This window comes from Rhodococcus sp. IC4_135 (genome assembly GCF_011602025.1).
Lineage (GTDB): Bacteria > Actinomycetota > Actinomycetes > Mycobacteriales > Mycobacteriaceae > Rhodococcus_F > Rhodococcus_F baikonurensis.
The window spans coordinates 690,202-704,116 of record NZ_JAAOLG010000001.1 but is presented as its reverse complement, the minus strand read 5'-3'; the positions used below and the strand labels follow the sequence as shown (position 1 = coordinate 704,116).

Sequence of the window (13,915 nt, the reverse complement as noted above, 5' to 3'; positions counted from 1 at the left end):
TCAGCGGGGCGCGCAGTCTGTTACCAGTCTACCTGTGACCAACCCGTGTCGGCACCCAGGTTTACAGGCACTATCCTCGTAGGTGTGGACCCTCAACCGAACCCGCGCACTTCCGGCACCGGAAACGGTCTGTTCCGTACGGCGATGGCACTCTTCATTGTCGGATTCCTGGCCATCGTGGCCATCTTCGCAGTCCATATCTTCAGCGACACCCCACCCGGCCTGGCCTTGTACCTGGTGGCACTTGCGTGCCCGATCGGCTTCATTCTGGCCATCGTCTACACGCTCAGATCCGGTCGACGCGTGCGCTGATCACTCCCGCCTCCAACCGAAAGGTCACTGACCATGAGAATCCTCCTGAACGTGATCTGGCTGGTGTTCGGCGGCTTCTGGCTGGCGTTGGGTTACTTCGCCGCAGGCATCATCTGCTGCATCCTCATCATCACGATTCCCTTCGGAATCGCAGCATTCCGCATCGGCATCTATGCACTGTGGCCGTTCGGTAAGACCGTCGTCGACAAGCCGACCGCTGGCGTCGGTTCGATGATCGGCAATGTCATCTGGGTGATCATCGCCGGTATCTGGTTGGCGATCGGACACATCGTCACCGCCGTCGCGATGGCAATCACGATCATCGGTATTCCGCTCGCGGTCGCGAATCTGAAGATGATTCCGATCTCGCTGATGCCGCTCGGCAAGGAGATCGTCGACGTGGACCGCGTCAATTACGCGTAGCCGTGGACCGCGTCAATTACGCGTAGCCGGCAGCACAGCCAGAAGAACCCGACCACGGCAGGCGCTGTGGTCGGGTTCTGTCGTATCAGGTCGGATCAGCGGCCGAGGCTACCGAGTCCGGGGAGATTGCCGAGCGAACCGGTACCCGTTCCCGGGTTGCCCGGATCTACGGGGCCGACCGGCCCCTCGGAGACCACGATGGTCACGCTCGACGCGCGCGAGAGCACGCTCTTCGCAGTGATCTCGACGGTGACGCTGCCGACAGCGGTGGGGGTTCCCGAGATGGTGCCGTCCTGTGCAAGTGAAAGTCCACCGGGCAGAGTGCCGTTGGTGAGTGCAAAGGTTGCGCGGGAGTCAGCGGAAGCAAGCTTCTGCGAATACGCCTTGCCGACCTGACCAGCAGGCAGTTCGACGGTCGCGGGCAGCGGGTACGCAGCAACTACCGTCACCTTGCCCCCGTTGGTCGTCGACGCGATGGCGCCGGTCGAGGTATCGAGTGCGAGGTTTTTGACCTTCTCCAGTGCGGGAACCTTGGTATCGGTCAGAGCGGTGGTGGCGCGGGTCGTCAGGTCGACCGACCACAAGTGTCCGTTCATGATGTCCGCGACATATGCAATGCCTGCAGCCGAGTCGACGCTCACGCCGTTGGGAATCGCAGTCGGAGACAGCGTGGTCTTCGACAGGACTGCGCCGGCTGGCGTGATCGTCCACAGGTTGGTCGCCCTGGTGTCGGTCATGTAGACGTTTCCGGTGTTCGTGTCGACATCGACGTCGACCGGGTAGAGGTTGTCGGCACGCACGATCGACTTGAGCGCTCCACCCTTGCGTACGTCCGCCTGCCACAGCGTGCGTCCGTAGTTCTCGTCGAAGAAGTTGGTGTCTGCGATGTAGAGGAAGCCGCGGTCGCCGTCGAAGGCGAGCTTGGTCGGCGTTGCCGACTTGTCGACCAGAATGCTCGACACGGCGTCGGCGGCGTTGGGGTCGACGACTCGGATGTTGCCGGACTTGTAGTCCGAGAAGTACGCGCGGTGCGTTGTGGGGTCGACGACGACATCGTTGATCTGCGGCCGCGAGCCGTCAGGGTTCTTCTCGCTCAGCGTGACCGTCTTTTCGACCTTGCCGGTCTTGGTGTCGACAATCGAGATCGCGCCGCCGTAGGAGGAGGACACGTATGCGCGTCCGAGGCCCGAGTCCACGGCAAGTGCCGACGGGTAACCGACGACACCGTCGATGTTGCCGACGGACTCGCCGGTGTTCGTGTCGACGACGGACAACGAGCTGGTCGGTCCGCCGTACTGCGTGATGTATCCGCGGTGGGTTGCCGAGTCGACGACGATGTCGCCAGGCTGCGTTGCGGAATAGCTTCCGACAACGCCGTGTGTCGGATCCTCGGGTGAGGCGTGTGCAGCGGGAGCAGTGACGGCCAGGCCGACAGCAGCAGCGGCGACGGCGAGGGACGCGGTGACCGCGCGCCGACGGTAGTGCAGATTCATGAGGGGTGCCTTAATGCTTTGGAAGACTCTGAGGATTCTGCCCTTCGGGCAGATGAGGCAAACCTAACCTAAGTTTCAATTTCGATGTTGAGACGCAGGCCACATCTTCGGCCGGAATCGACGCGCCTCTCAATCGCCCGCCATTCCATTTCCATATAACATGTGACCTTGCTCACATTACGGATGGATAACGGAACGGACACAACCGGACATTCACTCAGGCACCCCCACCTACCTGGGAAGAGTCTCCTGCGCTCTGTGTGACGCGTTGTACGTCCTTCGCCACGCCGCGTTATCAAATGGTGACACGAGAGACTCGAGCCGTTACCGTCGTTTTCGGCCGGGAAACTCGGCCACCTCCGGCCCGCCGCGCCAAGCCTTGTCCCGCGGGTACCGGACTTCCGACAGAGCATTCCAGGGACGAGGACGGGGGACCCAAAGTCCTCTGTGAGAACAGAAAAGTTCTCCAGTGGACACCGGTTCGATCGCAAGACCGAATCTTGGGGTGAAGCCAGACCCTTTCCAGCCAGGAAAGGCGAGGCCGGGCGACCTCTCAGCCCGAACCCGACAGCTGACCTCGCAGGCGCGTGTGGAGAGGATTTCGACCATCATGAGCGGACGCCATCGCAAGCCCACCACCACCGGCCGCACTGTCGCCAAGGTCGCCGTCACCGGCGCCATCATGGGCGTAGCAGGAATTGCAGCCACCGGAACCGCAAACGCTGCCCCCGACTCCGACTGGGATCGTCTCGCCCAGTGTGAGGCCGGCGGAAACTGGGCCATCAACACCGGCAACGGTTACCAGGGCGGACTGCAGTTCTCCCCCAGCACGTGGAACGCACACGGCGGCGGACAGTATGCAGCCACCGCAAACCAGGCCACTCGCGAGCAGCAGATCGTTGTTGCCGAGCGTGTTCTCGCAAACCAGGGTTGGGGCGCATGGCCGTCCTGCTCCTCCAGCCTCGGACTGAGCAGCGGCGCCACCGAGCGTTCCGCTCCGGCCACCACGGCTCCTCAGGCAGCTCCGGCTCCGGCTCAGCAGGTCGCTCAGACCGTTGCACACCCGGTCGCTGACGCCATCGATCAGGCAATCGCGTTCGCCAAGGCCAACGGCATTCCGGTCGACCCGCAGATCCTCGCAGTCGCCGACACCGCGAAGACGTTCCTCAAGTAACACCGGTAAGACTGTCCGCTCGGACGCTCGAACATCAAGAAGGCCCGCACCGATTCGGTGCGGGCCTTCTTCGTGTCGAGTTGTTATCGGTTGATGACGGTGTGCGGGTGTACGTAGGGAAGTGACTCCACCGGAACCGGAAAGGTGGTGTCCTCGCCGAAGGGTGAAAGTCCACCTGCGCGGGTCGATGACAATTCGGTCACTGCGTGATCTCCGTCTGCAGTTTCCGGCCATCCTGGATCTACATAGTGTTGCTTCGAATTGTTGGCCACGAAGTCATTTTGACAGGACGCCGTTACGCCGTACAGACCAGGTCTCTAATCTGATACCTGATGACCGAAACACGTGGCACCCCGGCGGGCAGTTCCGCAGCCGAAAGTCTGACCGATTGGCTCTCGGCGCGCAGTGACGCCGAGTTGACGGAGTTGCTGCGTCTGCGCCCCGATCTGGCCGTACCGCCGCCGAGCACGATGGTGGTTCTCAGCGGTCGGGCACAGCAACGCGCGTCGGTCAGCCGAGCTGCGGACGAACTCGACACCCTCGATTTCGGTCTTCTCGAATTGTTGGCACTGGCTGGCGCCGAGGAAACCCCGATGACGCGGGCGGAGCTCAACACTGCGATCGCCGAACGGGCCCTGACCGGCAAGGGCAAGGTCACCAAGAAGGCCGTCGACAAGTCACTGGCGAAGATGCGCGAGTCCGCCCTCATCTGGGGTGTCGATCCCATCAGCGTCGTCCCGGCGGTCATCGGGATGATTCCGTGGCGTGTGGGGCGAGCCCTCGAGCCTGCCGAGGCGATGACCGAGACCGAGATCTCGGCAGCCCTCGACGCTCTGGACACCCGCGAGCGGGATCTCCTCGAGACTCTCGCCAACTCGAGCCCGATCGGCCGCACCCGCGACGCCGCCCCCGGAACGCCGCCGGAGCGCCCGGTTCAACGACTGCTGGCGGCCGGCCTGCTGCGGTGGCTCGACGAGCAGACCGTCGAACTCCCGGCGACGGTTCGTCAGGTCATCCGCGGCGAGCCGGTTTTCGATCCGACGACGCTGACCGCACCCGTCATCGGGGGCGACAAACTCAAGCCCGCGGACGTGAACGCCGCAGCAGCGGGCGAAGCGCTCGAGTTGGTACGCCAATGCGAGAACGTGATCGCCGTTCTGGGCGCAGCACCGGCTCCCGCACTGCGAGCCGGTGGTCTCGGTGTTCGAGAACTACGACGCGTGGCCAAGACGGCCGATCTCGACGAAGCGCGCGTGAGCCTGCTCGTCGAATTGCTCTCGGCGGCCGGCCTCATCGCCAGTGGAACGCCCGACCCGGCGCCGGTCTCGGACAACGCGGACGAGTACTGGACGCCCACACTCGCCGTCGACGGCTGGCTCAACGCGTCCACAGCGCGTCGGTGGGAGGTCCTGGCATCCGCCTGGGTTGACGTACCGCGAGTTCCGTGGATGATCGGGCTGCGCGATTCCACCGACAAGCCGATCGCCGCATTGTCCGAGGAGGGCCGAGCCCCGGCGGCGCCTCGCGACCGCCAGGCCATTCTGGGGCTGCTCGCCGAACTCGACAGTGGCCAGACTGCTTCGGCCGTCGAGGTGAGTCGGCTGCTCGCGTGGCGACGCCCGCGATGGAGCGGGCGCCTGCGGACGTTCGCGATCGAGCGGACTCTGGACGAGGCCGCCGCGCTCGGACTGGTGGCCCGCGGTGCTTTGTCGTCGCCTGGACGAGCATTGCTGCACGGTGGGGACGCCGAAGCCGAAATGCAGTCCGCGCTACCCGAGCCCATCGACTACATCCTGGTCCAGGCAGATCTGACGTTGGTTGCTCCCGGCCCGCTGGTACCGGACCTGCTCGAGCAGGTGAGCCTGGTCGCGGACATCGAGTCGGCAGGATCGGCGTCGATGTACCGCATCAGTGAGGACAGCGTGCGTCGTGCGCTCGACGCCGGTCTGACGGCCACCGAACTGCATGCGATGTTCGCTTCGAAATCGAAGACGCCTGTTCCCCAATCACTTTCGTATCTGATCGACGATGTCGCCCGTCGACACGGGCGACTGCGTGCCGGGGTTGCGGCGTCGTTCATTCGGTGCGAGGACGCATCGCTTTTGGCGGAGGTACTTGCATCCGCGGTGGCCGAGCCGTTGGCTCTGCGCGCATTGGCTCCTACGGTCGCGATTTCGCAGGCCCCGCTCCGCGAAGTCCTGGCCGAGCTGCGAGCCGCCGGATTCGCACCGGCAGGTGAGGACTCCTCGGGCACGTTGGTCGATCTCCGCCCACGTGGGGCACGTGTACCTAACCGTCGCAGCCGACCGGCGTCGAGAATGCCGGCGAGCCCCTCGGCGGATCAGCTGGCGTCGTTGGTACGCACGATGCGGGCAGGTGACCGCGCTTCCGCCCCGGGCCGTGGTGGTGTCCGGACGGACGGTTCGAGGGAGAACAACGCCGCCACCATCGCCTTGCTGGCCACGGCGGCCCGAGACAATTCCAGCGTCAACATCGGCTACGTCGACGCTCAGGGAGTGGCGACGCATCGCATCGTCGACCCCGTCAGCGTGGGCGGAGGACAGTTGGACGCCTTCGACCCGGCTAGTGGTGCCGTACGCCGTTTCACGTTGCACCGCATTACTTCCGTCAGCCCCGTCGACTCCGGAAAAAAGTAGCAGAAAACAAGCAACTGGCTTTTTTCTGTAAATGAAGTATGGTCGAGGTCAGTTTGTGATTGCCACTTCGAAAAATGAGGAGCGACAATGGCTGACAAGGCGCCGGGTAAGAACATGAAGAAACCCGCCCAGTCGATCAAGGAACGCCGCGCGGAAAAGCGGGCGAAAACTGCGGAGTCTTCCGAGTTCATTCGTAAGCGGAAGCGGAGCTGACACCACAGTCCAGAGGAAGACGAGCTGACTGCGAAGCTGACCCATGCCTGCCTCCACCGACACCCTCGTGCACCTGCACGAGACATTCAACCTGTTCAAGTCACGTAGTCGAGGAACTGATGCGCGCTCGCGCGGCTACGCAGCGGGCATGACCCTCGCTTCACTCTGCGTCCTCGACGAACACGCTCGGCAATCCGGAATACAACTTTCGGATTTACCGCAGAAAGAGAATCAACCATCGTGAAAAGAACAATCCACACCCTGGACCGTATTCAAACGAGACTTGAATCGGAGCTTGATTCCACTCCGGGTGATTCCGAAAAGAATATCGGTTATCGATCCGGGATTTCCGAAGCTATTACTCATGTAATGGAAATGCGGAAGTCAGTGGTCGCGCAGAAATAGGAGGCGTATCGATTAGGTACTCACCCCAATAACTGCCGTACACCACCGATAAGAAAGACGACCTGGTCCTCGTAGAAGTCGGCGAGCCGCTCCGGCGCGAGCGGCTTGCCACTTCCGCTCCAATCGTCCGCCCGGCTCAACGCGTGGAGGAAGCCCATCAAGGCGATAGCCCAGCGAGTCTCCATTCTGTCCGGATCGGTAGCGGGAAAGGTACGACGGACCTGGTCGAGCAGGTGATCGCGGAGGTGCAGCTCTGTCGCCTCGAGGGCTGGATGGCCGGCTCGCGACATCCGCGGCTGCGAGATCTGCGTGACGATTCTGATCCAACGCATCCCCCGCGTGCGATGGCGAACGAGCAATGCCTTGTAGGGCGCGGTGACGGCCCGTACCAGCGCCTCGACCGTCGGCGGTGTCTTGTCGGCGGCGAGGGCGTCCACGTTCGCGCTGATCTGATCTCGCACCGACGACCCCATGTCCAGCAGCACCGCGGCGACCAGATCGTCCTTGGTGCCGAAGTGGTAGTGGACGGACGACGGCCCGAGACCGGCTGCGGCGTTCACCGCGCGCAGGGACACGGCGTCCAATCCCTCTGTCGCAAAAAGGCGCTCGGCAGTTTTGAGCAAGCGTGTGCGCGTCGCGTCGCCTTGACGGTTCTGCCTGGAGTCGGTCATACGAACGAGCTTCGCACGGGCTCGACAAACGTCTCCACAGTGGCGAACGCGGAGTCAGAGTGATTCACAGCCTGCTCTTTCCTGATTCACATGATCGACTTGAAGAAACACTATCCTGCAACATCGACGCATAAGTTGTTGTATTGCAGATGATTACAAACCTCCCACTGTGCGGGAGATTCAACTTATTGGATCACTTGATCCATGTTAGACATCTCGATCAGAGCGAGTGAGCCAAATCACTTCCCTGTCGACAGGAGATGTCATCGTGTGGTCCGCATCGTCCATCCGCTTCGGAGCATTCCTCGCCCCGTACCATCCGCTCGACGCCGATCCCGCCCTGCAACTCAGACGCGATATCGACCTCATGACGCACTTGGACCACCTCGGATTCGAGGAAGCCTGGATGGGTGAGCATCATTCGACCGGCGCCGAGATCGTGCCTGCCCCGGACATCTTCATCGCCGCAGCCGCCGAGCGGACCGAGCGCATCCAGTTCGGCACGGGTGTGACGTCCCTGCCCTATCACCACCCGCTGATCACCGCCGACCGCATCACTCAGCTCGATCTCCAGACCCGCGGACGACTCATCTTCGGCACCGGTCCGGGCAAGATCCCCCTCGATGCACACATGATGGGCATCAACCCGTCGGACCAGCGTCGGCGCCAGGGTGAAGCACTCGAAGCCATTCTCGCGTTGCTCCGCGGCGAGGTCGTCACTATGGAAACCGACTGGTTCACGTTGCGTGACGCGCGTGCACAGCTGCCCACCTACCGAGCGGACGGCATCGAGACCGTGACAGCGTCGACCATTTCCCCCAACGGTTCGGTACTCGCAGGCAAGAACGGCCTCTCCCTACTCTCGTTGGCGGCGAGTTCACCCAGCGGCTTCGACGCACTGGATCGCAACTGGGATGTGTACGAGAAGGTCTCGGCCGAACACGGCCACCGCGCCGACCGAACGACGTGGCGTGTGGTCAATCCGATGTTCCTCGCCGAGACCCGAGCCGAGGCTGAGCACGCCGTGAGCCGACGGATCGGATCGATGGCCTCCTACGTTAATCGACAGACCGGCCAGAACCCGGCCTGGGCAGATACCCCTGCCGGAATCATCGATCAGTGGCGCAACGACACGCTCGGCGAGTTCGGTCAGGCGATCATCGGTACTCCCGAAGATGCGATCGCGCAGATCGAGCGTCTGATCGAGAAGACGGGAGGGTTCGGCACGTTCCTGATCCTTCACGTCGACATGGCGAGCTGGGAGGACACCAAACGCAGTTACGAATTGTTCGCCTCCGAGGTGGTCCCGCACTTCCGGAAGCGCAATGTCGGGCGTCAGGCGAGCATGCAGTTCGCCGAGGACAACCGCGAATACCTGATCGGCGGGCTGGTCGGAGCGATCACCAAAGCCCATACCGACTACTACGGCCGGCCGGCCGAGACGGGAGCCGTGCGCGCATGAGGGCCGTCCGATTCCAGCAGGGAGAATTCGCCGTTGCCGAGGTGGCCGACGCGCCGCCGTTGGCACCCCATCAGATCCGCATCGACGTCGTCGCCTGCGGGATCTGCGGCAGTGACCTGAGCATGTCGAAGGACCCGTGCCGGTTCGTTCAGGTCGCGCACGACGGGGGCTACCCGCTCGCCACCTTCGATCCAGACGCGCCAGTGGTCCTGGGGCACGAATACGCGGGTATCGTCTCCGAGACCGGTTCTGCAGTAGAAGATTTCACGATCGGCGATCGGGTGGCCGGCATCGGGTTGGCCACCGACACGGCTACCGGGATCCCGACGATCATCGGCTACTCCAACGACTATCACGGCGCGTTCGGCGATCACATCGTCGTCGATGCGTTCTGGGTCCGCAAAGTTCCCGATCACCTGTCACTCGAGCACGCCACACTTGCCGAACCGCTCCACGTGGGCGAGATGCACCTGCAACAGTCCGGCCTCACCTCGGCCGATTCGGCGCTCGTCATCGGCTGCGGAACGATCGGACTGGGCGCCATCGTCGCCGCCAAAGCGCGCGGAGCGCAGATCGTCATCGCTTCGGAGCCCTCCCCGAAAAGGCGCGAGCTCGCCGAGAGGATGGGCGCGGACATCGTCGTCGATCCGGCCGAGCAGGATCCGATCGAACTGTGGAATCGGATGATCGCCGAAGGCAACCAGCTTGTCGGTCAGGCCGCGAACGGAGTTCTGATCGCCTACGAATGCAGCGGCCGGGCGGGAGTCATCGGAGAACTGATGCACACGCTGCCGTTCAACTCGCGGATTCAGGTTCTGGCTGCGCCGTTCGGCGACGAGACGATCATTCCCGTCGTCGGGCAGTTCCGGAGGATCTCGATCAACTTCGGTCACGGTCCTTACGAGAATGCCTACGACATCACCCTGCAGAGGCTCGCCGACGGCGAGATCGACGCCGAAGCAATCATCACCGGCCGGGTCGGTCTGGATGAAGTCTCGGACGCTTTCGCAGCTCTGCGCGCACCCGACGAACACGTGAAGATCATCGTTCTACCCGCCGGCCTCCCGGAATAGCGGTCGACCCTGCCCTGTTGACGTAGGGGTGCCCGCACTCGGGCACCTCTACTTCGGGGTGTGCAAGCGTCGCCTGTTGGCGTATGCGCTCCGATACCAGGACAATGGCAGGGTTGGCGTCAGCCGACAGCGCGGTGCAACGCTTTGTGGCTGCCGCGTTTGTTTCACTAGGAGGCTTCCGTGACCGACGGACCGTTGATCGTCCAATCCGACAAGACGCTGCTGTTGGAGGTCGACCACGAGCGCGCCGGCGATGCCAGACAGGCAATCGCCCCTTTCGCGGAACTCGAACGGGCCCCGGAACACGTCCACACGTATCGCATCACTCCCCTGGCCTTGTGGAATGCCCGCGCCGCCGGACACGACGCCGAGCAGGTTGTCGACGCGCTCGTGTCGTACTCGCGGTTCGCGGTCCCCCAGCCACTGCTGGTCGACATCGTCGACACGATGGCCAGGTACGGACGTTTGCAGTTGGTCAAGAGCCCGGTCCACGGCCTCATCCTGGTCAGCCTCGACCGCGCAGTCCTCACCGAGGTGATGCGACACAAGAAGATCTCGCCGATGCTCGGTGAGAAGGTCGACGACGACACCGTGATCGTCCACCCGAGCGAACGCGGCCGCCTCAAGCAGATGCTGCTCAAGGTCGGCTGGCCCGCCGAGGACCTCGCCGGCTATGTGGACGGCGAAGCGCATCCCATCGACCTCGCCTTCGAAGAGGGCCACTGGGAACTGCGTGACTACCAGCAGATGGCAGCGGATTCGTTCTGGGCCGGTGGCTCGGGCGTCGTCGTGCTGCCGTGTGGCGCCGGGAAGACGATGGTGGGCGCAGCCGCCATGGCGAAGGCAAAGGCCACCACCCTCATTCTGGTGACCAACACCGTCGCCGGCCGGCAGTGGAAGCGTGAGCTCATCGCCCGCACGTCGTTGACCGAGGAAGAGATCGGCGAATACTCCGGCGAGCGCAAGGAGATTCGGCCGGTCACGATCGCCACGTACCAGGTCATCACGCGTCGTACGAAGGGCGAATACAAGCATCTCGAGCTGTTCGATTCCCGCGACTGGGGACTGGTGATCTACGACGAGGTGCACCTGCTGCCCGCGCCCGTCTTCCGGATGACGGCAGACCTGCAGTCTCGCCGCCGTCTCGGCCTGACTGCGACGCTGGTGCGTGAAGACGGCCGCGAAGGCGACGTCTTCTCGCTCATCGGCCCCAAGCGCTACGACGCTCCGTGGAAGGACATCGAAGCGCAGGGCTGGATCGCGCCGGCCGACTGCGTCGAGGTGCGAGTGACGATGACGGACGCCGAACGCATGTCCTATGCCGTCGCCGAACCCGAGGAGCGCTACAAGCTGTGCTCGACGGCGCACACCAAAATTGCTGTCGTGAAATCGATTCTGGCCAAGCACCCCGATTCCCCGACCTTGGTGATCGGTGCGTATCTCGATCAACTCGACGAACTCGGCGAGGCTCTGAACGCTCCGGTGATCAAGGGATCCACCAAGAACAAGGAACGCGAGATCCTGTTCGATCAGTTCCGTAACGGTGAGATCCAGACGCTCGTGGTGAGCAAGGTCGCGAACTTCTCGATCGACCTTCCGGAGGCGTCTGTCGCCGTGCAGGTTTCGGGAACGTTCGGGTCGAGGCAGGAAGAGGCTCAGCGACTCGGGCGCCTCCTGCGGCCCAAGCACGACGGCGGTCAGGCTCACTTCTATTCGGTGGTTTCCCGCGACACTCTCGATGCGGAGTACGCGGCCCATCGTCAGCGATTCCTCGCCGAACAGGGCTACGCCTACCGAATCACCGACGCCGACGACCTGCTCGGACCTGCAATCGGCTGACCATTTCTGCAACACGTTGCAGAAACAAATGGACATACGTCCAGTTATCTGTAGAGTGTCCCCTGTCACAGTCGTGTCCATCGGCCGGGGGTCACCAGCACCATGCGCTCAGTTCCACGTCTACGGGGTCGGCTCGCCGGAACCATCTCGCTGCTGACTGCCGCCGTCGTCGTCGCCACGACCGGCGTCAGTGCTGCGGCACCGAGTCCAGCTCCTGGCGCGCAGAACTCGGTGTACGCACTTGCGAACGGCTGCTACGCACTTCGCACGGAGTCCGGTGATTTCGTGCGCCGTGACGGAACCGCGTACCTCACCGATTCCACGAAAGCCGCCGACGCCGAACCGTTCCGCCTACACGCGGCCCAGTTGGGCCGTTTCATGCTGTACGGCCCGGACGGATCGATGCTCTCGCACGACGGCGCAGACTCCGTTCTCGCCACCTCCGAAGCAGCTCCGTCCACCGACTGGACCGTGATGTCCACCGGCGAGTCCTTCGTTCTGACCGCGACCTCGAACGGTCGCCAACTGATCTCGCGAGACTTGATGCTCACGATGTCCGATCCCGGTGACGTTCCCGAATCGGCGTTCACTCTGATCCCCCGCGACGGCTGCGCCGATTTCCCCGAAGCAGAAGTGGGTGCAAGCGGTGTTCCGGGAGAAATCGGGCCGAACGGTGAAGTCACCGGATTCATCGACACACACGTGCACATGAATGCTTCCGAGTTCATGGGCGGAAACCTGCACTGCGGCCGACCTTTCGATCCACAGGGCGTCACCGCAGCGCTCGTCGACTGCCCGGACCATCAACCCGACGGGATACCGGCCCTCCTCGAAAACGTTCTGTCGTACGGAAATCCCTTCGAAACTCACGACACCACCGGCTGGCCCAGCTTCGCCGACTGGCCGGCGCACGATTCTCTGACACACGAGCAGACGTACTACAAATGGGTCGAACGGGCCTGGCGCGGCGGACTACGCATCTTCACCAATCTCTTTGTCGCCAATCGGGTCCTGTGCGAGCTGTATCCGAGCAAGCGGAATCCCTGCGACGAGATGGAGACCGTCCGAATCCAGGCCCAGCAGACACGCGAACTTCAGGACTACATCGACGCCCAGTACGGCGGACCCGGCCGCGGATGGTTCCGCATCGTGAGCTCCCCCGAACAAGCCAGGCAGGTGGCCGCCGACGGAAAGCTCGCCGTCACCCTCGGGGTGGAGGTATCCGAACCTTTCGGTTGCTCTGTGCGTAACGGGATTCCGCAGTGCACCGAGGACGACATCGACCGCGGCCTGGACGAGTTGTACGACCTGGGTGTCCGGCAGATGATCGTCACGCACAAGTTCGACAATGCTCTGGGCGGTGCCCGCTTCGACGGCGGCGTCACCGGCGTCGCCGTCAACATCGGCAACTACCTGGGCACCGGGGAGTTCTGGCAATCGGAATCATGCACCGGCGTCGCCGAGGACAACGTGCTGCCCACCAAGGTCGACGGCGCACAGAATCTTCTCGCAGTACTCCCACCCGGGGTGACGCTTCCGGTGTACCCCGCTGGTCCGCAATGTAATTCACATGGCCTCACCGATCTGGGCGCATACACGATCAGGGGTTTGATGGATCGCGGAATGATCGTGGACATCGACCACATGAGCGTCAAGACCGCCGAAGCAGCCCTCGATATTCTCGAAGCCGCGAATTACTCCGGTGTCGTCTCGAGTCACAGCTGGAGCGACCCGAGCCTGTACAAGCGGATCTACGCGCTCGGCGGTTTCGTCGCCCTGTACGCCGGGCAACTGGACGCGTCGGACGAGAAGCCCGAAGAGCGTGGATTCATCGACCAATGGCGCGACGCGCGGGCGATGCGAAGCGAGAACTACTACTTCGGTTTCGGCTACGGCGCCGACACCAACGGCTTCGGGCCGCAGGCCGCACCGCGCGGTGACGCCGCCGAAAATCCGCTGCAGTATCCGTACACCGCCTTCGACGGCACGGTCATGGACCAGCAGCGCGCCGGCACCCGAGTTTTCGACGTGAACACCGACGGTGTGGCGCAGTACGGGATGATTCCCGACTGGATCGCGGACATGCGCATCGCTGCGGGAGCCGACGGCGACACCATCATCGAGGACATGAGCCGAGGCGCCGAGGCTTACCTGCAGATGTGGGAGCGCGCGCGAAACTAGCTACGCTGGTGG

12 protein-coding genes and 1 riboswitch are annotated in these 13,915 nt (G+C 63.3%); of the genes, 9 read left to right on the top strand and 3 right to left on the bottom strand.

Translation table 11 applies throughout. The annotated features are described in order from the left end of the window. The first annotated feature begins 84 nt into the window (after nucleotides 1-84). Entirely contained in the window at nucleotides 85-312 is a 228-nt protein-coding gene (locus G8767_RS03445; protein ID WP_095968829.1) for a hypothetical protein, read from the top strand. A gap of 33 nt (nucleotides 313-345) precedes the next feature. After that, the gene (locus tag G8767_RS03440; protein WP_003939919.1) at nucleotides 346-735 is read left to right on the top strand and encodes a YccF domain-containing protein; all 390 of its coding nucleotides are present in this window, start codon (nucleotides 346-348) and stop codon (nucleotides 733-735) included. Nucleotides 736-830: 95 nt separating this feature from the next. On the opposite strand, the gene G8767_RS03435 is transcribed toward G8767_RS03440, so the two are convergent. Then, on the bottom strand, nucleotides 831-2,228 hold the full coding sequence (locus G8767_RS03435; protein ID WP_095968828.1) for a YncE family protein: 1,398 nt from the start codon (nucleotides 2,226-2,228) through the stop codon (nucleotides 831-833). 381 nt (nucleotides 2,229-2,609) lie between these two features. Continuing rightward, nucleotides 2,610-2,830: riboswitch (cyclic di-AMP (ydaO/yuaA leader) on the top strand. A gap of 8 nt (nucleotides 2,831-2,838) precedes the next feature. Between G8767_RS03435 and G8767_RS03430 the strand changes: the two genes are divergently transcribed. After that, nucleotides 2,839-3,402, top strand: coding sequence for a transglycosylase family protein (locus G8767_RS03430; protein ID WP_095968827.1), 564 nt, complete (start codon nucleotides 2,839-2,841; stop codon nucleotides 3,400-3,402). Nucleotides 3,403-3,485: 83 nt separating this feature from the next. On the opposite strand, the gene G8767_RS03425 is transcribed toward G8767_RS03430, so the two are convergent. After that, entirely contained in the window at nucleotides 3,486-3,674 is a 189-nt protein-coding gene (locus G8767_RS03425) for a hypothetical protein (protein WP_019744939.1), read from the bottom strand. Nucleotides 3,675-3,734: 60 nt separating this feature from the next. Here G8767_RS03425 and G8767_RS03420 point away from each other — a divergent pair, with 60 nt between their 5' ends. Together G8767_RS03420 and G8767_RS36275 are read left to right on the top strand one after the other, a co-directional pair. After that, nucleotides 3,735-6,059, top strand: coding sequence for a helicase-associated domain-containing protein (locus tag G8767_RS03420; RefSeq protein WP_166809338.1), 2,325 nt, complete (start codon nucleotides 3,735-3,737; stop codon nucleotides 6,057-6,059). A gap of 87 nt (nucleotides 6,060-6,146) precedes the next feature. Then, complete coding sequence (locus tag G8767_RS36275) at nucleotides 6,147-6,272, top strand: hypothetical protein (RefSeq protein WP_007733507.1); 126 nt, start codon at nucleotides 6,147-6,149, stop codon at nucleotides 6,270-6,272. Between the two features lie 425 nt (nucleotides 6,273-6,697). On the opposite strand, the gene G8767_RS03410 is transcribed toward G8767_RS36275, so the two are convergent. Further along, entirely contained in the window at nucleotides 6,698-7,348 is a 651-nt protein-coding gene (locus tag G8767_RS03410; protein WP_095968825.1) for a TetR/AcrR family transcriptional regulator, read from the bottom strand. A gap of 268 nt (nucleotides 7,349-7,616) precedes the next feature. Between G8767_RS03410 and G8767_RS03405 the strand changes: the two genes are divergently transcribed. From G8767_RS03405 to G8767_RS03390, 4 genes are all read left to right on the top strand, one after another. After that, nucleotides 7,617-8,810, top strand: coding sequence for an LLM class flavin-dependent oxidoreductase (locus G8767_RS03405; protein WP_166809336.1), 1,194 nt, complete (start codon nucleotides 7,617-7,619; stop codon nucleotides 8,808-8,810). After that, on the top strand, nucleotides 8,807-9,883 hold the full coding sequence (locus G8767_RS03400; RefSeq protein ID WP_166809335.1) for an alcohol dehydrogenase catalytic domain-containing protein: 1,077 nt from the start codon (nucleotides 8,807-8,809) through the stop codon (nucleotides 9,881-9,883). Before G8767_RS03405 ends, G8767_RS03400 begins: the two co-directional genes overlap by 4 nt. 180 nt (nucleotides 9,884-10,063) lie before the next feature. Continuing rightward, nucleotides 10,064-11,722 carry a DNA repair helicase XPB gene (locus G8767_RS03395; RefSeq protein ID WP_003940219.1) on the top strand — a complete coding sequence of 553 codons (1,659 nt, stop codon included), beginning with the start codon at nucleotides 10,064-10,066 and terminating at the stop codon, nucleotides 11,720-11,722. Between the two features lie 102 nt (nucleotides 11,723-11,824). After that, entirely contained in the window at nucleotides 11,825-13,903 is a 2,079-nt protein-coding gene (locus G8767_RS03390; RefSeq protein WP_166809334.1) for a peptidase, read from the top strand. Nucleotides 13,904-13,915 lie beyond the last annotated feature (12 nt).